The organism is Zeaxanthinibacter sp. PT1, from assembly GCF_028464225.1.
Taxonomy (GTDB): Bacteria; Bacteroidota; Bacteroidia; order Flavobacteriales; family Flavobacteriaceae; genus Zeaxanthinibacter.
In genome coordinates, this window is record NZ_JAQPCN010000005.1 from 136,526 (window position 1) to 155,822 (window position 19,297).

Genomic DNA, 19,297 nt, shown 5'->3' on the forward strand with positions numbered 1-19,297 from the left:
CGTAAATTCGCTGCATAATGCAGAACAGCAGATGTTAGATAAACTCAATATAGTAAAACAGCGTTTTGACGAGGTTTCAGACCTTATCATACAGCCCGATGTGATATCGGACCAGAAACGCTACGTCTCTCTGACCAAGGAATATAAGGACCTTAAGGTTTTAGTGGAGAAACGCGACACTTACATAGAACTTACCAATAATATTAAGGAGGCCGAAGAGATCATAAAAGATGGCTCTGATGCCGAGATGGTAGAGATGGCCAAAATGCAGATGGAAGAGGCCAAAGAGGCGCTCCCGGACCTGGAGGAAGAAATCAAATTGTTATTGATCCCGAAAGACCCGGAAGATTCAAAAGATGTGGTAATGGAGATCCGTGCCGGAACCGGTGGTGACGAAGCCAGTATCTTTGCCGGCGACCTCTACCGTATGTATGCTAAATACTGTGAATCCCGTGGCTGGAAGACCAACATCATCGACCTGAGCGAAGGGACCAGTGGAGGCTATAAAGAGATCCACTTTGAGATCACCGGGGAAGAGGTGTATGGCACCCTGAAATTCGAGGCAGGTGTACACCGTGTTCAGCGGGTGCCCCAGACCGAAACCCAGGGACGTGTACACACCAGTGCAGCAACAGTGATGGTATTACCGGAGGCCGAAGAGTTTGACGTGCAGATAGACCCAAAGGAAGTGCGGATCGATTATTTCTGTTCTTCCGGACCCGGGGGGCAATCGGTAAACACCACCTATTCTGCCGTTCGCCTTACCCACTTGCCTACAGGCCTGGTGGCCCAATGCCAGGACGAGAAATCCCAGCACAAGAACAAGGACAAGGCTTTCAAAGTACTGCGTTCCCGTCTTTACGATATGGAGCTGGCCAAGAAACAGGAAGAGGATGCCGCCAAGCGAAATTCGCAGGTGAGCAGCGGGGACCGTTCTGCCAAGATCCGTACCTATAACTATCCGCAAGGACGGGTGACTGACCACAGGATCGGGCTTACCCTTTATGACCTGCAGAATATCATCAATGGCGACATTCAGAAATTGATCGATGAACTGCGCTTTGTAGAGAATACCGAAAAACTTAAAGAAGCCTCAGAGATCTTTTAATACACCTATGACCAACCGAGAACTGACCGAACAGATCCGTAAAAAGAAATCGTTTCTCTGTATCGGCCTGGATACAGATTTGGATAAAATACCCAGGCACCTGAAACAGGAAGAGGATCCTATCTTTAGTTTTAATAAGGCTATCATTGACGCCACCCACGAATACTGCGTGGCTTATAAACCGAATATCGCGTTCTACGAAGCTTATGGCCTGGCGGGCTGGATAGCCCTGGAGAAGACCATTGAATACCTCAATAAGAATCACCCTGATATTTTCACCATCGCCGATGCCAAAAGAGGGGATATAGGGAATACGGCTACCCGCTATGCCAAAGCCTTTTTTGAACAATTGGATTTTGACTCCATTACAGTGGCTCCTTACATGGGGCGCGATTCTGTAGAACCTTTCCTGCAGTTTCCGGGCAAGCACGCCATTCTCCTGGCCTTAACCTCTAACCAGGGTGCGTTCGACTTCCAGACCAAGGCCTATGAAGGGAAAGCATTATACGAGCGCGTATTGGAAACAGCAAGTGCCTACGAGCATTCGGACAGGCTGATGTATGTAGTCGGGGCTACCAAGGCTGAGTACTTACAGGATATCAGGAAAATAGTCCCCGATAGTTTCTTGTTAGTACCTGGGGTAGGAGCCCAGGGCGGAAGTCTGCAGGATGTCTGTAAGTATGGGATGACCGATGAGGTGGGATTACTGGTGAATTCGACCAGGGGTATTATTTACGCTTCCCAGGGAGCCGACTTTGCGGAAGCAGCGGCCGAAAAAGCAAAAGAGCTCCAGAGCCAGATGGCTGAGGAGCTCCTATAAGAAGACTTTCATATAATTATATAATTAGGGTACCAGGTTTTCCAGGATCTTCTTGATCTGTAAGGCCTTGTTTTCAAAGAAATCTCCCAACTGATCATTGAGCTCTTTCAACTGGTTTGCCTTGTCCATTAAATTCTGGTATTGGTACTCCAATAAGGAGACTGTCTGACGGGCGTTTACATTCGGTGTAATCGTTCCAACCCTGCAATATTTATTTTCCATAGATTCGTATTTTTTCTTCTATACAAAGATACGTCCGTTAGCGCTGTTTGGATGTTACACAATTATAGGATTCAACTAATTTATAGGTGATTTATCTATTTTTTAACGTATCCACCATGTTGCTTTCAATGATTTGACAAAAAATTTACAATTCGATAATTTTCAGAAAGCGCTATCTTTAGGAAAACTAATCCTCTTTTGGGATCCTGATACGTTAAAATGCTGGCTCGGTTTTTCTTCTGGTGTATGATGGTGATGATGACGGTTTCTGTCCGGGCACAGGAAGCAGATTGCCCGTGCTGCTCCGTAGTATACCAGGCGTTTGATTTCTGGATCGGGGAGTGGGAGGTATACAACAGGGATGGTTCTATCGCCGGTACCAACATAATTACAAAGGTTGAAGATGGTTGTGGTCTGCGGGAGGAATGGAAGAGTGCAAATGGTACTTTTACCGGAACCAGCCTGAATTTCTACGATAAAAAGAACGGGCAGTGGAAGCAATTATGGGTGGACAATGCCGGGAATCACCTGGACCTACGGGGAAACCCGGTACAGAACGGGATGGTATTGTCTTCAGAACCCTTCCGCGGACAGGATGGTAAAATGTATGTCAATCGCATCAGCTGGACTGCTAACCCCGAGGGTACGGTCAGGCAATTGTGGGAAGTCTTGCAAGGTGAGGAGGTGGCTTCTGTCATCTTTGACGGACTCTATACGCCGAAGGAAAAGATAGAAGGAAATTAAACGGGACTCTCGATTTAATACATTAAAAAAACCGGTACTCCTACCGGTTTTTTCAAACTAACTAACTCAAAAATACTAACTCAAATAATTATGGTTCCCGGTTTTTCCCAAAGCCGGTACCAGCTAGTTCAACACTATGATAAGTAGGTTGTTTATGCTGATATTTTTAGAACGCAATATTATTTGATTTATTGTAAACGGTTGGCAATAAAACATATACGCTTCATAAGTGCCGTATAATAGATGAAAGCAATGCTCACCTATCAGGAGTAATACTCGCGGATCAGTTGGTCTGTACCCTCCTTATCCTTAAAAACATCAAAGGTTTTTCCCTGGGTGCGGAGTGCTCCCAGTGCGTTGGCATATTGGGCTGCTTTAAAAGGATCCTGGTATTTAGAAAATCCATAGGCTAAGCCGCCGGCGAAAGAATCTCCACAACCGGTGGTATCCACCACGTTCTCCATGTAGATCGACTTTACGATTTCTTTCCTGGTTTTACCCTCTTCTCTGAAATAGACCATACACCCCCTGGCGTCTAAAGTGACGTAGAAATACTTGACCCCCTTATCGAGTACATGCTCTGCCATATCGTCCAGGTGGTCTGTCTTTTCTTCATCGTAACTGCTCATCTCCGCAGCGTCGTACTCGTTCTTAAACCAGCAGGCCTGGGATTCTTCCAAGTTCATTTTAAGGATATCGATATAGGGCAGCCATTCGTCCATATCTACCCAGAATTTCCGGTAACGGTCCCCGGTCATACCCATAGTAGTTGTGGGTCCGTGGGCATCAAAGACTATGAGTCCCTTATAGTCCTTCTGTATCGCCTGCAGGGTACTGAGCGATATTTCAAAATCGGTAATGGGCACAAATACAAAAACATCTACCTGCTCCAATCTTTTTATATCTGCAGGCCTTATAGGTTTCATACAGGCTGTCTGCTTCTCTACGCGGTTATTCTGGTCCAGGAAGCGCAATTCGATTACCGTTCCCTTGTCATCGACAGAAGAGATATAATCCTGCCTGATGTTATTATAAGGATTAAAAAGTTCGGAGATAGCCTCGTGGTCCTTCTTATGCACATGTGATACGGGGATCACTTCCCCCTCATCCCCTAAAAGTTTGGAAAGGGCGATGACCGGGTGTGAAACACAACCGTATTTATTTATGACTTCCTGGTTATGTGTATAAATCGTATCCCTGGGAATTGGCCCCAATACCGCGATTCTGATCATAGGTTTAACTGTTGTCTTGCAGTGCAAAGACCCTTCGTAACAATTCGGTGGTCCTGGCAGAAATTTGATTCCTTATTTCTTTTTCTTCAATGGCGATCATGGTATATACCCCGCTTAAAGCTTCCCGGGTGACATAATCCGTCAGGTCCGGGTTGACATCTTGTGTCAGCGGAAGGGAATTATACCGGGTGATCAGTCGTTCCCATACTTCACTGGCCCTCACTTTCTTCAGGGAAGTTTGGATCACCGGTTCAAACTTGTCATACAAGGCTTCGTTTGTCGCTGATTTCAGATACTGGGTTGCGGCCATTTCGTCGCCCAGCAGTATATTCCTGGCGTCCTGGAAAGTAATTCCTTTGACCGCGTTGATGAATACCGGTGTTGCCTCGCTTACTGCATCTTCTGCAGCTCGGTTTAGTAATAGTAAGCCCTCATCGGCCAGGTGGCCCAGGCCTATATCACGCAATGCGCGGTCTACCTTTTGCAACTCTTCCGGTAACAATATCTTCACAAGCTCATTCTTGTAAAACCCGTCTTCCAGTGCCAGTGTACTCACCTGCTGGTCTATTCCCTGTTGCAGGGCTTGCTGTAACCCGGCCGCGATCTGTTCGTCAGTCAATCCGCCCCCGGGTAACTGGTTGACAACTCCCTGCAATTCCGCGCAGGATGAGCAGGTTACCAATAAGCAGATCATTACCAATTTACGGAACATAGCAGAGGGTTTAGCAAGGTTTAAAATAGCAAAAAAAATCGTAGTACACCTGTGATGGCCCAGACTTATGAGAAGATAACGGTTTTGTTATTGTAAACCATGGTTTTACGTGATACATGCAGTTGTACCGCCCTGGAAAGCACTAATTTCTCCAGGTCTCTTCCCTTGGCAATAAAATCGCTGACGGTGTGGGCATGGGTTACAGGGATAACGTCCTGGGCGATAATAGGACCTGCATCCAGTTCTTCGGTCACGTAGTGGCTGGTAGCCCCGATGATCTTAACCCCTCGCTCAAATGCGGCGTGGTAGGGTTTTGCGCCGGCAAATGCAGGCAGGAAGGAATGGTGGATATTGATGATGCGATGTGGAAATTCGTCGATCAGCCTGGGAGATACGATCTGCATATAGCGGGCGAGAACGATAAAATCGATGCGGTGCTCCTTCAGTAATCTCAACTGCTCTGCTTCGGCCTTTTCTTTCTGACCCTTTATGACGGGAACGTGGAAGAAAGGAACAGAGAACTGCTCGGCAATGCTCTGCAGGTCCGGGTGGTTGCTCAGGATAAAAGGGAGTTCAACCGCAAGTTCGCCTGCATGGTACCGGCTCAGCAAATCGTAAAGACAGTGATTGTATTTAGAGACGAAAATAGCCATCCTGGGTGCGCTGCCGGTCCAATGTAAATTCCAGGACATCCGGTAGGGATCCGCCAGTTCTGAGGCGATCCTGCCTTTAAACTGCTCCGGCTTAAAATTCGCACTGCCATTAAAATCGGTTTCGAGCCGCATAAAGAAGATCCCGGCCTGCATGTCTACATGCTGGTCCAGGTAAGTGATATTTCCACCCTCTGCGTGGACAAGGCTGGTGACAGAACTGATGATGCCCGACTGGTCCGGGCAGTTGATGAGTAAGGTGGCTTTCAAAGTCTGGTGTTTAATCTCAATAAAATTAGAACTTTAGAGAGCGAAGCCCTGATAAAAATCCATTTTTATAATATTCTAAAGATATCATTATAATTTTTGCGTTTTCCGTAAATTGCAGGTCTTAAAATGCCTATTCATTAGAGATGGAACAACCCAAGGTTTATACCCCCAAGAATAAAGTCAGAATTGTAACAGCAGCGTCCTTGTTTGACGGTCACGATGCCGCGATCAATATTATGCGCAGGATCATCCAGTCTACAGGCGTGGAAGTGATCCACCTGGGCCATGACAGGTCTGTAGCCGAAGTGGTCGATTGCGCCATACAGGAAGATGCGCACGCCATCGCCATGACCTCCTACCAGGGAGGGCATAACGAGTACTTTAAATATATGCACGACCTGTTGCAGGAAAAAGGCGCAGGCCATATCAAGATCTTTGGTGGAGGTGGTGGTGTTATACTTCCTAAAGAGATCGAAGAATTGATGGATTACGGGATCACCCGGATCTACTCCCCGGATGACGGCCGTACCATGGGGCTGCAGGGCATGATCAATGACCTGGTAAAGCAAAGCGATTATGCCACACCTCCTTTAGAACTCAATGGGGAAAGGTCGCTTTCCAAAGTGCTTAAAGAAAAGGAAGCGGGAACCCTGGCTCGCCTGATCAGTCTTGCAGAAAACAGGCCCGAGGATTTTGAAAAGGAATTCACCAAAGTAGAGATCGGCAGTAAAACCATCCCTGTACTGGGAATCACCGGTACGGGCGGTGCTGGGAAATCCAGTCTTGTCGATGAATTGGTGCGCCGTTTCCTGGCCGATTTCCCGGAGAAAACCCTGGGGATCATTTCCGTGGATCCTTCCAAGAGGAAGACCGGCGGTGCATTATTAGGAGATAGGATTCGTATGAATGCCATCAGTGATGACAGGGTGTATATGCGTTCCCTGGCCACAAGGCAGTCTAACCTCGCCTTATCCAAACACATACAGGAAGCCATCGATGTGCTGAAGGCAGCCGACTTTGACCTGATCATCCTGGAGACTTCCGGGATTGGGCAGTCCGATACCGAGATCGTGGAGCATTCTGACCTTTCCCTCTACGTGATGACACCCGAATTTGGTGCGGCCACACAGTTGGAAAAGATTGATATGCTCGATTTTGCTGACCTGGTCGCGATCAACAAATTTGATAAAAGAGGGGCACAGGATGCGCTGCGCGATGTCAAGAAACAGTATATGCGGAACCACAATCTCTGGGATGTGGACCAGGAAGATCTGCCTATTTACGGAACCATCGCTTCCCAGTTCAATGACCCGGGGATGAACCGTCTGTACCAGGCGATCATCGCTGCCGTTAAGGAAAAGACCAAAGCTGATCTGGATTCCCGGTTCAAGGCAGAACACGAGATGTCTGAAAAGATGTTCGTGATTCCGCCGGCCCGGACCCGCTATCTTTCAGAGGTGTCTGAAGGAATCAGGGCTTATGATGCCAATGCCGAGTCCCAGTCCGATATCGCCCAAAAGTTATACGCCATTTACACCACCCTGCAGGGAGCTACGGCTGATGCTTATTCCCTGGGAGAGCATGGTATTCAACGTGATGGCGAGCTTCCGAAAGACAAAACTGAGCTGGCAGACCTCCTGGAAAAAGAATTCAAAAAGACTTTTAAAAAACTAGACCCGCATCATTGGGAGAGTATCAGGGGATGGGAAGAGGTGTTAGAAAGATACAAAGCACCGGAGTACAGCTTTAAAGTTCGGGGTAAAGAGATTAAAATGGAAACCCACACTACCTCTTTATCACAGCTGCAGATACCAAAGGTTGCCCTGCCGGGCTATAAAGCCTGGGGCGATATCCTTAAATGGACATTACAGGAAAACGTACCGGGGCAATTTCCTTATACCGCGGGATTATACCCGTTTAAACGTACTGGGGAAGATCCAACCCGGATGTTTGCCGGGGAAGGTGGTCCTGAACGTACCAACAGGCGATTCCATTACGTGAGTATGGATATGCCGGCCAAAAGGCTTTCCACAGCTTTTGATTCGGTTACCCTTTACGGGAACGATCCCGCTCACCGTCCCGATATCTACGGGAAGATCGGGAATGCCGGGGTGTCTATCTGCTGCCTGGACGATGCCAAGAAATTATATTCGGGCTTTGACCTGAGCGACCCGATGACCTCGGTTAGCATGACAATCAATGGGCCTGCACCTATGCTGCTTGGCTTTTTCCTCAACGCGGCTATAGACCAGAACTGCGAGAAATACATAAAGGATAACGGCCTCGAGGATAAGGTCGAGGCTAAGATCACCGAGATCTACAAGGGAAGGGAATCCCTGAGGCCCAAATACCACGGGAAGATCCCGGAAGGTCATAATGGCCTTGGGCTAATGCTTCTCGGTGTTACCGGGGACCAGGTGCTGCCGGCCGAAGTGTATACCGAGCTGAAAGAGAAAACCCTTCAGCAGGTACGAGGAACCGTACAGGCCGACATCCTTAAGGAAGACCAGGCACAGAATACCTGCATCTTTTCAACCGAATTCGCCATCCGACTGATGGGTGACGTACAGGAGTATTTTATTCAGAACAGGGTTCGTAATTTTTATTCGGTATCTATTTCCGGCTACCATATTGCCGAAGCAGGTGCTAACCCTATCACCCAGCTGGCATTTACCCTCTCTAACGGGCTGACCTACGTGGAATATTACCTGAGCAGGGGAATGGACATCAATAAATTCGGGCCTAATCTATCGTTCTTCTTTTCTAACGGGATAGACCCTGAATACGCTGTGATCGGCAGAGTGGCCCGGCGGATCTGGGCGAAAGCGATGCGAGATAATTACGGGGCAGATCCCCGTGCCCAGATGCTGAAGTACCACATCCAGACCTCCGGGAGAAGCCTGCACGCACAGGAGATCGATTTTAACGATATCAGGACTACCCTGCAAGCCTTATATGCGATCTACGATAACTGTAATTCACTGCATACAAATGCTTATGACGAGGCCATCACCACCCCTACAGAAGAATCTGTACGAAGGGCAATGGCCATACAGCTGATCATCAACAAGGAATTGGGGCTTGCTAAAAATGAGAACCCACTACAGGGATCTTTTATCATAGAAACCCTTACCGACCTGGTGGAAGAAGCGGTATTGGCAGAGTTTGACCGTATCACCGAAAGGGGAGGAGTTCTCGGGGCCATGGAAACCATGTACCAACGTACCAAGATACAGGAGGAAAGCCTGCATTATGAAACCCTGAAACATTCCGGGGAATACCCCATCATCGGGGTGAATACCTTCCTGAGTTCTAAAGGTTCACCAACCGTGCTCCCTGCAGAAGTGATCAGGGCTACTGAAGAAGAGAAGCAAGTGCAGATCAGTACCAAGGAGCAATTGCATAAGATGTACGAAGACTCGGCAGAGGAACAATTGCAATTGTTACAGGAGACCGCTGTTCAGAATGAGAATATTTTTGAACAACTGATGGAAGCGACTAAATTCTGTTCCCTTGGCCAGATTACCAAGGCCTTGTTCAACGTGGGTGGGCAGTACAGGAGGAATATGTAATGCTTCCTGAAAGTAATCTGATATGAAAGTGAAACCCGGCCGCTGCTGTTTACAGACTGGCCGGGTTTTTATTTTGAGATTTTGAATGTGCTGTTAATACAGGTAGTCATTAAAGCCCCAGCTACCACTGGAACCAGCAGGACCAATGGCCTTTCTCCATTTCTTAAAAGAACGACGGAAACTGCGGATTTCTTTTCGTAAGAGGTTGAGGTATTCCTTTTCTTTTACCCCATCCTTTTCAAGACCGTTACAATAAGACAGTATATTCCTGGTCATGATATTAATAAACCGGGCGCTTTTCCTGCGAACGGCCAGGGAATTAGAAGATTCTGCCCTTGCGATCTGTTGTGGGATCAGGATGGCATCAGCCAGGATGGCATCGGCCATAATATCTCTTAAGCTATTGGATTGGTATAGGTGCAGCAGGTCTTTGTTAGAGACATAGGAAGCCAGTTCCCTGCTCATTATGCAGAGTTCCAGTGCTTTCCGGTAAACCGGTACGGATCGTAAATTATTAGATGACATTTTTTTCAAAGCAATTAGCATATTAAAAATACCATCAAAACCGCAAAATTATCTTTTCAATCAAAAGAGAATTTGTAATTTAGACTTATAAATAAAGATTTTTTAGACCATAAAGTTTTGAATATACGAATTGATGACCTGAACTGGGGTATACTGCAATGTCTGCAGGAGAACTCGCGCGAATCTTTTGCAAGTATCGGCCGCAAAGTGGGGCTGACACCACCCGCCGTGGCAGAGCGTATCAAGAAGATGGAAGACCTCGGGATATTGGAAGGATATAAAGCAAAGATCTCACACACCCATGCGGGTTACCAGCTAAAAGCGATTATCACCCTCAGGGCCTTTATGGGAAAACTTAAACCTTTCCTGGATATGGTGAAATCCCTGGAGGAGGTAGTGAACTGTTACCGTATCACGGGTAATGAGAACATCATCATGGAGGTGGTGCTGAAAGACCAGTTTCACCTGGAAAAGTTCATAGATAAACTGATCCAATACGGGGAGACCAGGACGCATATTATTCTGTCTGATGTCGTTTCCCAGGCTCCCATCCTGAAAAAAGCACGTTCCTGAGGAGTTCTTATGTGTTCTCAATGCACCCCCTTTAATTCCGGGCCGTGTAATAGCGCTATTAAATTATTATGTATTTTTCTATAGAAATTGATTTTCTGTGTTCATAATTATCCTTGACTCCATTACAGGTAGGGGCCCTGGGGAAATTTTGGCCGGATATTTGATGCAAAGACTTTCATGAAGCAAACCATATTATTCACTTTCCTGTCCATGTTATTGTCATTACAGGCGATAAGCGGGCAATCTACCAGTATTAAAAAAGGGGTGATCACAGATTCTGTTCCCATAGGACCGGAGGGATCAGAATCCATGGCCGTATTCCTGCCTAAAGATTTTACCATGGAAAAAAAATGGCCGGTAATCTTCGTCTTTGAGCCGGAGGGCAGGGGGCGCCAAGCCATAGGGATGTTCCAGGAAGCGGCAGAGAAGGAAGGATATATCCTGGCGGCACCTAACAATGTCCGGGACAGCCTGGCTATTGCCCAGAATATGCTGGTGACCAACCGGATGATTGATCAGTTTACAGCTATGCTGCCTATAGATGTTAAGCGGATGTACACCGGTGGCTTCGGTAAAGGAGGGCAATTAGCCTCCCTTGTTCCGGTGTTCCTGCCAAAACTATCCGGTGCCGTGGTAAGTGGGGCAGCCCTTCCTACCCTGGAGGTACTCAATGATAAAAAACCTTTCTACTTTATTGGAATTGTAGGGAAACGGGACTTTAACTACCCCTTACTACGGGAAACCATGGATCAGCTGGATCGCAAAAAATATCCTAACCACCTTTTTGTTTTTGACGGGGGTAACCAATGGCCTCCTAAGTCTTACCTGGAAAAAGCCTTTCAATTATTCACCCTGGAAGCCATGGAGAAAGGCGTAATACCGACCGATACCACCTTCCTGGAGAACAGCTACGATTTTCAACTCATCGAGATAAGGCAATTGCTGCAAAAGAATGAGCTGCTGAATGCCTACAGCCAGATGGAAGATCTTTTGCAGGCCTATGGCAGGCAAATGGAACTGGATTCACTGAAGAACGAGATCAAGAAACTCAAGAAAGATTCGCGCTTCCGTGCACAACGCAGGGAAGAAAAGAATACGTTTTTCCAGGAAACCTTAAGAAAAGAGGATTACGAGTTTTACCTGGAAGAAGATATTGCTACTTATAATTACAACAACCTGGGATGGTGGAAATTCCAGATGGAATCCCTGGATAAATTAGAGCAGAAGGACTCGGAGAATTCCAGGGACCTGGCGGCCAGGCTGCGTGCTTATATCAATGCATATATAGAAGATTATATCCTGATCGTCAGCCGGGAGGAAAATGTGGATGAGGAGGCGCTATTACTGTTGCAGATGATGAAGACGATCACGGAGCCCGAAAATCCTGACTATTACCTGGCAGTGATCTCCCAGAGTGCAAAACTGGACGATTACGGAACTGCCTTGTTCTACCTGGAAGAATTGCTGAAAACCGGGTACCGGGACCAGGAAGTGCTGTATAATCTTGAGCATACGGCTTTATTGAAAATCACGCCCGAATTCAATGCCATTATCGCTGAATATTTTAAAGACGCACGCTACGAGATCATTGAAGAATAAGGTGGGGTACTTTTTGAAGGTTCCAGTCGATCACTAAACCGCCGGCCAGGGAACGTGCAACGGCTGCACCGTAAAGCTTCTCGCAAAGATAGAGTGCCGCATCAAAACTCCGGGCCCCTCCTGCAGAGGTAATGTATTTGCCATCGTGCACAAACAGTACATCCTCCCTTACATCTAATTGGGGAAATTTTTCACGATATGTATCAATATCGGAGGGGAAGGTCGTAGAAACTTTGTCGTCCAACAGTCCTGCTGCGGCAAGGACAAAGGCCCCGTCACAATGAGAGGTCATATACATCGCTTCCTTATCGATTCTTTTGACAAAATCCAACATTGCAGTGTCTTTCAGATCAGTATCCAGGTGGTGCTCTGCGCTGGGTATGACCAGGATGTCTATCCTGGGCAGATCATCTGCGGTATAATCAAAATCAGGGATCAGTCGTAGGCCTTCAAAAGTTGTGATGGGATCTTTGGTATTCGCCACCAGGAAGGTGTTCATAGCCCTGATCCCTTCGCGGTACTTGGTATGTTGAAAGATGTCGAAAGGAGCTGTCAATTCTGTATTGTAGGTGCCGTCCATGACCAGGAAGGCCACATTGTAATTATCCGGATCTAATTCGGTTCGAGTAGTATTTGTGTCTTCCCCGGCAGGTTCTGCAGCAACTTCTCTGCATGATGTAGCAAAAAGGAGGCTTAATATTAAAGCAGGGTATAAAAACAGTATCCGTGGTGTCATGATTCCTTTTTTAAGTATTTAAAGGTATACATTTTACTGCTCGCTTTCACTTTGCCGCTCACCAACAGATATTGTAATTTAGCCGAAAACAAACGCATGTTCAGGACGGTACTTCACTTCATAATTATATTGCTTATTTCTGTATCCTGCAGGGATGCGAAAAAATATCATGATACTCCTGCGGTGACCCCTGAAACAGCCGAGACCCCTGAGGAAGAAATACTGTTATTTCAGCAGGAGATGAACCGGCAGTTCCGCGACCCCGAATCCTCCCCCTTGCCGGACCGTTACCGGGCAGATTTTGAAGGCCTGGATTTTTATGAACCGGACACCAATTTCAGGGTGGTTGCCCGCCTGGAGCGGACCCCTGAAGCTTTGCCCTTCTCCATGCCTACAACAACAGACCGGCTTGCTTTAGAAGTGGTTTACGGTGTAGCTTATTTTGAGCTGCAAGGGGAGACTTACCAATTAGAAGTGTACCAGGAGGCAGGTTCAGCCGATGAGGCCGATACCTCTTATCTTTTCCTACCCTTTACAGACCTGACCAACGGAGAGGAAACCTATAGCGGGGGCAGGTACTTAGACCTGGATATACCCGATGGAGATAGTTTGCTGATCGACTTTAACCGGGCGTATAATCCCTACTGCGTGTATAATAAAAAATATTCCTGCCCAATTGTTCCCAAGGTGAACCATTTAGCGACTGCTGTCAGGGCGGGGCTGAAGGATTTCGATCCCAAAAAGTAAAGGCCCGGGCTAAGGATAGCACGGACCTTTACAAACCAAAACCAAACTAAAGCAAAATTTTAAAAACCATAAACGGCAGCGATCACGAAGGATGCAAGGTTGTCCATGGGTTGGCCGTCAGAATCCAGGAATGCATCGTCAGAAGCACTGTCCAGTCTTAGTTCCGGTTTAATGATAAGATCTCCTATTGTAGCGCTGCCGGTTAAGGTCAAGGCCAGTACACTGCTGTCTTCCACACCGGTTCCGATAGCACCAAAGTTCTCCGTTTCTGCAAAATATTCACCGCGAAGTCCTATGGTAAAATTCTCCGAAGTCTGGTACTGCGGATACAGTGCGACCCCGGCAAATCCGGTATCGTCTGAACCGTCAAAATATGCGGCGTTGATTCCCAGGTAAAAACTTTCGCTCAGGTCAAAACCACCGGTGTAGTCGATCTCGAATGCACCGTCATCGGCCAGGAAATTCAGGAATTGCCCGCTGTAACCCAGTTGTGCTCCGTAAGCGTACTTGCCGTTAGGGTTGAATTCGGTCAGGTCTGTCGGGTTCATCACCGCCAGCATTAAGGACCAATCACTACCCAGGTCAAAATCTGCCCTAAGCCCGGTGTGACTGAACGGACCGTAGGAGAACAGGTAAGAGGTGCTGTAATTAAAGTTGGCGACCGGGGAAATAACTTCGTACCCCAGGAAAGTATTAAAATTACCAAAGGTCAGGGTTACATGATCACTGACATTCCAGTATACATAAAGCTGGTTCACAATATTCCCGGTCAGGGAGTACATAGGGGATGCAAAGATGGCATCGGTTCCCCTGGGTCCAAATACCAGGTCACCCACAAAGCCTACTTTCTCACCCTCGTAACTGGCAATGACGTTGGCCATACCCAGGGCAAAACCCGGTAAGTTGGCAAAAGAACTGCCGGGGGCCGAATAATTGACGCCGGAATTGGCACTGTTCAGGTTGGCCCGGTAATAGGCATCTATGGAGCCGCTGAGTTTAAATTTAGGGCTGCTTTCCTCTGTATCTGTCTCCTGGGCAAATCCTATGGTCATGCCGCTGAGTAATAAAGAAAACAGTATTTTTTTTACGTACTTTGTATTTAAGATCGTTTTCATAATTCAATGATTTATGTTCCTTTCCGAGGACTATTTGTAGTTATTGAAATTTTATTGGATTCGATTCTGTAACGGAGCGTTCTGCAAAACGCTCCGTTTTCATTATTACCCGTTATTGTTGGCCGTTACTGAAATCATAAGCATCCATACCGTGCTCGTGAAGGTCCAGTCCTTCCACTTCTTCTGCTTTAGAGACCCTGATCCCGACGCTTTTCTTCAAGGCATATATGATAATGAAGGATGTGATGCAACAGAAAACACCCACTGCTCCTACACCGGTCAGCTGGTAGATAAATTGATCGAGACCTGCTTTGGCTCCGAAGATCCCCACGGCTAGTGTACCCCAGATACCACAGATTAAATGCACTGTGACAGCTCCGACAGGGTCATCCAGTTTAATTCGGTCTATAAAGGATACACCCAGTACAATGATCACCCCTGCGATAAGGCCAATTAATACGGCATCGTTAGGTGACATCAGGTCGGCACCTGCCGTGATTCCTACCAATCCTCCAAGAATACCATTCAGGAACATTGTAAGATCCAGGTTCTTTGTTGTGATAAAGGAAGTGACAATGGCGCCAACACCACCTGCTGCAGCGGCCAAACTGGTGGTAACCAGTACGAGGGAGGTAAGTTCCGGGTCTGCAGAAAGTACAGATCCACCGTTGAATCCGAACCAGCCTAACCAAAGGACTAATACACCTGCAGTGGCCATGGGGATACTGTGACCGGGGATGGCCCGTGGTTTCCCGTCATCTCCGAATTTACCAATCCTTGCGCCGAGAAGACTGATGGCAATAAGTGCTGCCCATCCGCCTACCGAATGCACTAAGGTAGACCCGGCAAAATCGTAGAACCCGGCCTCATCGCCGCCAAGCGTTGAAAGGAAACCGCCTCCCCATTGCCATGAACCCACTATTGGGTAAATGAAACCTACGTAGAGAACGGTAAATACCATAAACGGTCCTATTTTGATCCGCTCCGCAACTGCCCCGGACACTATGGTTGCTGCCGTGGCGGCAAACATTCCCTGGAAGAGGAAGTCGGTCCACCAGGTGTATCCGCCGTCGGCGTAATCTGGTGTCATACCTCCCTCGGGAGGGGCGATCCCCGGAATAATTCCTCCGAGGAAACCGTTAAATTCTCCGGGATACATCAGGTTAAACCCGATAAGATAATAGAGTAGGAGTCCTACTGTGATGATAAATATGTTTTTGAATAAAATATTTATGGTGTTCTTCTGACGGGTCAGGCCGATCTCGAGAAAGGCGAAGCCGGTATGCATAAAGAATACCAAAGCTGTACACACCATCATCCAAACATTGTTAGCTGTAAATAATCCTGCTTCCATAATAAAATTGTTTGTTACTGTTTGTAATTCATTTAGTTGATCCCGGCCTGGCCGTTCTCTTTGGTCCTGATCCTGTATGCCTGCAGCACTTCGGAAACAAATATTTTTCCGTCACCCACGTTACCGGTATAGGCAGTTTCCAATAAGGTTTTAAGGGTGATGTCCAGGAAATCATCCGAAACAACCACTACCAGGTAGCGGCGTTGGATATCCGAGGTGCTATAAGAGATACCCCGGTATACGTGTCCTTGTTTTTCGTTGCCGACCCCGGTCACATCCCAATAGCTGAAGAAGTTGACCTCGATCGCATGTAATGCCTTTTTTACCTCGTCAAATTTTGACTTCCTGATGATGGCTTCCACTTTTTTCATTTGCTCATTTTTAATGGTTTTCATTTTCCGGCCCGGCCGGCAATTTTGTCGTACTCCATACAGGCCTTTCTAGAATTAAATATGGAGTGTTAAAATTTGTTAACGGCGTAAATATATCGCATAATAAATGAGACCCCCTAAATAAGAGGGGGTCTACATGTCATTTTTATTATATTAAAATTTATTACCCCTATTAATTAGTGGGTGTTATAATTAGAATGTATAAAATTGTGAATATGGCGAACGAACTTATTATCAGCCTAGAATCCTGTAGAACCAGAGATTGTTTGGATGATTTAGTCAAGGCGTAATTCCTTGTTGTACAAGGCTTTAGTCCTTTTAAAGAAGAATGGGCTACTTTATTAGGAATGGATTTCCTATAAACCCTCAGATTTATCTTACAATCCAGAAGCCCGCGGCCACGGCAGCGAGTCCCGTTGCCAGGCTGGCGAGGATATATAGGGCGAATTGGAGGAATGCTCCATTGCGAAGCAGTTCATACTGTTCAAAGGCGAAAGAAGAGAAGGTGGTAAAGCCGCCACAGAAACCGGCGACCAATAAAAAGGTGAGTTGTGGATTAAGGTATTCCGATTTAAGTGTATAACCCAGGACAGCTCCTATAATGAGACAGCCGAGAATATTAACTAAAAATGTCCCGAGGTAGAAGTGAGTAAAATAAGGATTGAGAGATTTACCGATGAGGTAACGTAAGACACTGCCAATTCCGCCTCCTATAAAAATAAGCAAAATTGGTTTCATGCCAGGTTGATCTACAGTTAAATCGCTTTCTTATAGCTGGAACCTAAAAGATCCAGGGGGTAGATCTTAATTTCCGGACGATCTGTGCTTTTAGCAGGTTTGATTGAACTGGTCCTGGCAAAAAGGCTACTGTGTACCAATAAGGCGACGTTGAGTACTACTAAAAAAGAAAATATCGCAAAAAAGGTAACCATTTATCGGGTAAATTTAACAGTATAACGCAAAATTACGTTATTTCTTATGTTATACGATGAAAAATTCTCACGCGGATGTCTCCCAGCTGAATTTTTACGGCTTTAACAGCTTGTTAACTTATTACCTGAGTAATTGCTTGATAATGAACAGTAAAATTATAAATGTTATAAATACTAGCCCGACCCAAATGACACCCTTGTAGTTCTTCCGGTGAAGATTGCGGTCTTTTTTATAGGAGAGAATGATAAAAATGGTGAAGACCACTACAAAAACTGCAGCAAAAATCCATTGCCCTGTACTGAACATATGTTTATTTTTAGGCAAAATTAGTCTAAAATACCAACCTATGAAAAGCAAACTCCACGCCGTATCCTTATTTCATGAATCCTTTGGACTCGGAATATCCAAACAGCCCAAGGCAAACCTGGGCCAAAGTAAGAACCTGTTGCGTTTTAACCTGATGGATGAAGAGAACAGGGAATATCTTGAAGCAGCCGAGAAAGACGACCTGGTCGAGGTAGCTGATGCCTTGGGTGATATGTTATATATCCTTTGTGGCACCATCTTAGAGCATGGAATGCAATACAAGATAGAAGAGGTTTTTGAAGAGATCCAACGCAGCAATATGAGTAAACTTGGAGCCGATGGTAAACCGCTATACCGGGAAGATGGGAAAGTATTAAAGGGTCCGTCTTATTTTAAACCGGACATCAAGGCAATCCTGGAATCATAAAAAAAGTGCCCGATTGGGCACTTTTTATTTTATAATAAGGTTTCAGGAGGTTTATTTAACCTCGTGCCTCCAACCAAATTTGTCTTCAGCTATATTGTATTGAATATTGATCAGTTGTTGTTTGATCCGTGTAGCATAAGAGTCTTCCATAACCGGCAGCTCATAACGCTCACCTTTATACCCGAATCCAAGGATGGGGTTGATCACCGCAGCAGTTCCACTTCCGAACATTTCTTTAAGGTTCCCGTTCTTGTGGCCCTCCAGTAATTCGGCAACTTTGATCGGCCTGATCTCCACTTCTATTCCCTGTTCTTCAGCCAATGCGATCACACTCTTACGTGTCACCCCGTCAAGGATACGATCGCCGGTAGGGCAGGTGAGTAATTTGTCTCCCATACGAACAAAAATATTCATGGTCCCGGCCTCCTCGATAAATTCATGGCTTTTGGCATCTGTCCATACGATCTGTTGAAAACCTTCTTCCTTAGCCAGGTTGGTAGGATAGAATTGACCGGCATAATTTCCGGCGGCTTTTGCAAATCCAAAACCTCCGTCTGCCGCACGGCTGAACTTTTCCGCGATCTTCACCCGAACTTCACCACCGTAGTATGCCTGTGCTGGAGAACATATGATGATAAACTTATATTCCTGGGAGGGAGATGCAATGATCCCTGCCTGGGTAGCAATGGCAAAAGGTCTGATGTAAAGTGAATTCCCAAGACCGGGCTTTATCCAGTCATTTTCCATTTTAAGCAGCGTATTGAGTCCTTCAAAGAAATAATCTTCAGGGAATTCGGGCATCGCCATACGCGCGCTCGACTTATTGATCCTGTGAAAGTTTTCATCCGGACGGAATAACCAAACCTTACCTTGCTCATCCTTATACGCCTTCATCCCTTCAAAAACTGCCTGCCCGTAATGGAATACCCGTGCGGAGGGTTCCAGGGTCAGAGGCTGGTATGGAATGATCTTGGGAGTCTGCCAGGCACCGTCCTTGTAATCACAGACCATCATGTGATCCGTAAAAACACTGCCGAAAGGCAGATTATTGAAATCGACCTGCGCTATCTTCGAGCTTTCGGCCTTTTCTATGATGATATCTTTCACTGTGCTTTCCATCTTGTATTTGTTAAATTGGAGCAATAAAATTAAACATTTATGAGAAGTTCAACGGCGTTTTTACATTTAAAATCGCCAGTTTTGCCGTATCTTATAAAATAGTGATAATTCGTGAAAATATTAACACGCTGAGTGCTAATA

At 46.3% G+C, this 19,297-nt stretch carries 19 protein-coding genes; 8 read left to right on the plus strand and 11 right to left on the minus strand.

The annotated features are described in order from the left end of the window. Positions 1–31 precede the first annotated feature (31 nt). Positions 32–1,108 (plus strand): peptide chain release factor 1, encoded by a 1,077-nt coding sequence (prfA, locus tag PP178_RS12935; protein WP_272594777.1) that lies wholly within the window; start codon positions 32–34, stop codon positions 1,106–1,108. A 7-nt stretch (positions 1,109–1,115) separates the two neighbouring features. Next, entirely contained in the window at positions 1,116–1,928 is an 813-nt protein-coding gene (gene pyrF, locus PP178_RS12940) for an orotidine-5'-phosphate decarboxylase (protein ID WP_272594778.1), read from the plus strand. A 24-nt stretch (positions 1,929–1,952) separates the two neighbouring features. On the opposite strand, the gene PP178_RS12945 is transcribed toward pyrF, so the two are convergent. Then, positions 1,953–2,150: a hypothetical protein gene (locus PP178_RS12945; RefSeq protein ID WP_272594779.1), complete on the minus strand. Its 198-nt coding sequence runs from the start codon at positions 2,148–2,150 to the stop codon at positions 1,953–1,955. 219 nt (positions 2,151–2,369) lie between these two features. On the opposite strand from PP178_RS12945, the gene PP178_RS12950 reads away from it, so the two are divergent. After that, the gene (locus PP178_RS12950; protein ID WP_272594780.1) at positions 2,370–2,894 is read left to right on the plus strand and encodes a hypothetical protein; all 525 of its coding nucleotides are present in this window, start codon (positions 2,370–2,372) and stop codon (positions 2,892–2,894) included. 263 nt (positions 2,895–3,157) lie between these two features. Here the strand turns inward: PP178_RS12950 and PP178_RS12955 are convergent, their stop codons facing one another. The 3 genes from PP178_RS12955 to purU form a co-directional block, all read right to left on the minus strand. After that, complete coding sequence (locus PP178_RS12955) at positions 3,158–4,126, minus strand: carbohydrate kinase family protein (protein WP_272594781.1); 969 nt, start codon at positions 4,124–4,126, stop codon at positions 3,158–3,160. 4 nt (positions 4,127–4,130) lie between these two features. After that, positions 4,131–4,838 (minus strand): DUF4197 domain-containing protein, encoded by a 708-nt coding sequence (locus tag PP178_RS12960; protein ID WP_272594782.1) that lies wholly within the window; start codon positions 4,836–4,838, stop codon positions 4,131–4,133. 65 nt (positions 4,839–4,903) lie between these two features. Further along, on the minus strand, positions 4,904–5,758 hold the full coding sequence (gene purU / locus PP178_RS12965; protein WP_272594783.1) for a formyltetrahydrofolate deformylase: 855 nt from the start codon (positions 5,756–5,758) through the stop codon (positions 4,904–4,906). Positions 5,759–5,901: 143 nt separating this feature from the next. On the opposite strand from purU, the gene PP178_RS12970 reads away from it, so the two are divergent. Beyond that, positions 5,902–9,330, plus strand: coding sequence for a methylmalonyl-CoA mutase family protein (locus PP178_RS12970; protein ID WP_272594784.1), 3,429 nt, complete (start codon positions 5,902–5,904; stop codon positions 9,328–9,330). A 93-nt stretch (positions 9,331–9,423) separates the two neighbouring features. Here the strand turns inward: PP178_RS12970 and PP178_RS12975 are convergent, their stop codons facing one another. Beyond that, complete coding sequence (locus PP178_RS12975; RefSeq protein WP_272594785.1) at positions 9,424–9,855, minus strand: hypothetical protein; 432 nt, start codon at positions 9,853–9,855, stop codon at positions 9,424–9,426. 117 nt (positions 9,856–9,972) lie between these two features. Here PP178_RS12975 and PP178_RS12980 point away from each other — a divergent pair, with 117 nt between their 5' ends. Beyond that, entirely contained in the window at positions 9,973–10,428 is a 456-nt protein-coding gene (locus tag PP178_RS12980) for an Lrp/AsnC family transcriptional regulator (RefSeq protein WP_272594786.1), read from the plus strand. Positions 10,429–10,605: 177 nt separating this feature from the next. Next, complete coding sequence (locus PP178_RS12985) at positions 10,606–12,027, plus strand: alpha/beta hydrolase (RefSeq protein ID WP_272594787.1); 1,422 nt, start codon at positions 10,606–10,608, stop codon at positions 12,025–12,027. On the opposite strand, the gene PP178_RS12990 is transcribed toward PP178_RS12985, so the two are convergent. Then, the gene (locus PP178_RS12990; protein WP_272594788.1) at positions 12,014–12,763 is read right to left on the minus strand and encodes a DJ-1/PfpI family protein; all 750 of its coding nucleotides are present in this window, start codon (positions 12,761–12,763) and stop codon (positions 12,014–12,016) included. The two genes, PP178_RS12985 and PP178_RS12990, sit on opposite strands and share 14 nt — an antisense overlap. A gap of 96 nt (positions 12,764–12,859) precedes the next feature. Here PP178_RS12990 and PP178_RS12995 point away from each other — a divergent pair, with 96 nt between their 5' ends. Next, positions 12,860–13,510: a DUF1684 domain-containing protein gene (locus PP178_RS12995; RefSeq protein ID WP_272594789.1), complete on the plus strand. Its 651-nt coding sequence runs from the start codon at positions 12,860–12,862 to the stop codon at positions 13,508–13,510. Positions 13,511–13,569: 59 nt separating this feature from the next. Here PP178_RS12995 and PP178_RS13000 read toward each other — a convergent pair whose 3' ends face one another. The 4 genes from PP178_RS13000 to crcB form a co-directional block, all read right to left on the minus strand. Further along, a complete protein-coding gene (locus PP178_RS13000) occupies positions 13,570–14,625 on the minus strand; it encodes a porin (protein ID WP_272594790.1) in 1,056 nt (351 codons plus the stop codon). A 112-nt stretch (positions 14,626–14,737) separates the two neighbouring features. Beyond that, positions 14,738–15,979 (minus strand): ammonium transporter, encoded by a 1,242-nt coding sequence (locus PP178_RS13005; protein WP_272594791.1) that lies wholly within the window; start codon positions 15,977–15,979, stop codon positions 14,738–14,740. 32 nt (positions 15,980–16,011) lie between these two features. Continuing rightward, a complete protein-coding gene (locus PP178_RS13010) occupies positions 16,012–16,350 on the minus strand; it encodes a P-II family nitrogen regulator (RefSeq protein ID WP_272594792.1) in 339 nt (112 codons plus the stop codon). Between the two features lie 393 nt (positions 16,351–16,743). Further along, entirely contained in the window at positions 16,744–17,109 is a 366-nt protein-coding gene (gene crcB / locus PP178_RS13015) for a fluoride efflux transporter CrcB (RefSeq protein WP_272594793.1), read from the minus strand. Positions 17,110–17,650: 541 nt separating this feature from the next. On the opposite strand from crcB, the gene PP178_RS13025 reads away from it, so the two are divergent. Beyond that, positions 17,651–18,037 carry a nucleoside triphosphate pyrophosphohydrolase family protein gene (locus tag PP178_RS13025; protein ID WP_272594795.1) on the plus strand — a complete coding sequence of 129 codons (387 nt, stop codon included), beginning with the start codon at positions 17,651–17,653 and terminating at the stop codon, positions 18,035–18,037. Between the two features lie 51 nt (positions 18,038–18,088). Here PP178_RS13025 and PP178_RS13030 read toward each other — a convergent pair whose 3' ends face one another. Next, the gene (locus PP178_RS13030; protein WP_272594796.1) at positions 18,089–19,156 is read right to left on the minus strand and encodes a branched-chain amino acid aminotransferase; all 1,068 of its coding nucleotides are present in this window, start codon (positions 19,154–19,156) and stop codon (positions 18,089–18,091) included. Positions 19,157–19,297: the final 141 nt, after the last annotated feature.

Excerpts from the sequence above, each read along its gene's own strand:
- pyrF (WP_272594778.1), top strand. The coding sequence starts at position 1,116 with ATGACCAACCGAGAACTGACCGAACAGATCCGTAAAAAGAAATCGTTT.
- PP178_RS12985 (WP_272594787.1), top strand. The coding sequence starts at position 10,606 with ATGAAGCAAACCATATTATTCACTTTCCTGTCCATGTTATTGTCATTA.
- PP178_RS12970 (WP_272594784.1), top strand. The coding sequence starts at position 5,902 with ATGGAACAACCCAAGGTTTATACCCCCAAGAATAAAGTCAGAATTGTA.
- PP178_RS13030 (WP_272594796.1), bottom strand. The coding sequence starts at position 19,156 with ATGGAAAGCACAGTGAAAGATATCATCATAGAAAAGGCCGAAAGCTCG.
- PP178_RS13000 (WP_272594790.1), bottom strand. The coding sequence starts at position 14,625 with ATGAAAACGATCTTAAATACAAAGTACGTAAAAAAAATACTGTTTTCT.
- PP178_RS13025 (WP_272594795.1), top strand. The coding sequence starts at position 17,651 with ATGAAAAGCAAACTCCACGCCGTATCCTTATTTCATGAATCCTTTGGA.
- PP178_RS12960 (WP_272594782.1), bottom strand. The coding sequence starts at position 4,838 with ATGTTCCGTAAATTGGTAATGATCTGCTTATTGGTAACCTGCTCATCC.
- PP178_RS12990 (WP_272594788.1), bottom strand. The coding sequence starts at position 12,763 with ATGACACCACGGATACTGTTTTTATACCCTGCTTTAATATTAAGCCTC.
- PP178_RS12950 (WP_272594780.1), top strand. The coding sequence starts at position 2,370 with ATGCTGGCTCGGTTTTTCTTCTGGTGTATGATGGTGATGATGACGGTT.
- PP178_RS13010 (WP_272594792.1), bottom strand. The coding sequence starts at position 16,350 with ATGAAAAAAGTGGAAGCCATCATCAGGAAGTCAAAATTTGACGAGGTA.
- prfA (WP_272594777.1), top strand. The coding sequence starts at position 32 with ATGTTAGATAAACTCAATATAGTAAAACAGCGTTTTGACGAGGTTTCA.
- PP178_RS12945 (WP_272594779.1), bottom strand. The coding sequence starts at position 2,150 with ATGGAAAATAAATATTGCAGGGTTGGAACGATTACACCGAATGTAAAC.
- PP178_RS12955 (WP_272594781.1), bottom strand. The coding sequence starts at position 4,126 with ATGATCAGAATCGCGGTATTGGGGCCAATTCCCAGGGATACGATTTAT.
- PP178_RS12995 (WP_272594789.1), top strand. The coding sequence starts at position 12,860 with ATGTTCAGGACGGTACTTCACTTCATAATTATATTGCTTATTTCTGTA.
- crcB (WP_272594793.1), bottom strand. The coding sequence starts at position 17,109 with ATGAAACCAATTTTGCTTATTTTTATAGGAGGCGGAATTGGCAGTGTC.
- PP178_RS12975 (WP_272594785.1), bottom strand. The coding sequence starts at position 9,855 with ATGTCATCTAATAATTTACGATCCGTACCGGTTTACCGGAAAGCACTG.
- PP178_RS13005 (WP_272594791.1), bottom strand. The coding sequence starts at position 15,979 with ATGGAAGCAGGATTATTTACAGCTAACAATGTTTGGATGATGGTGTGT.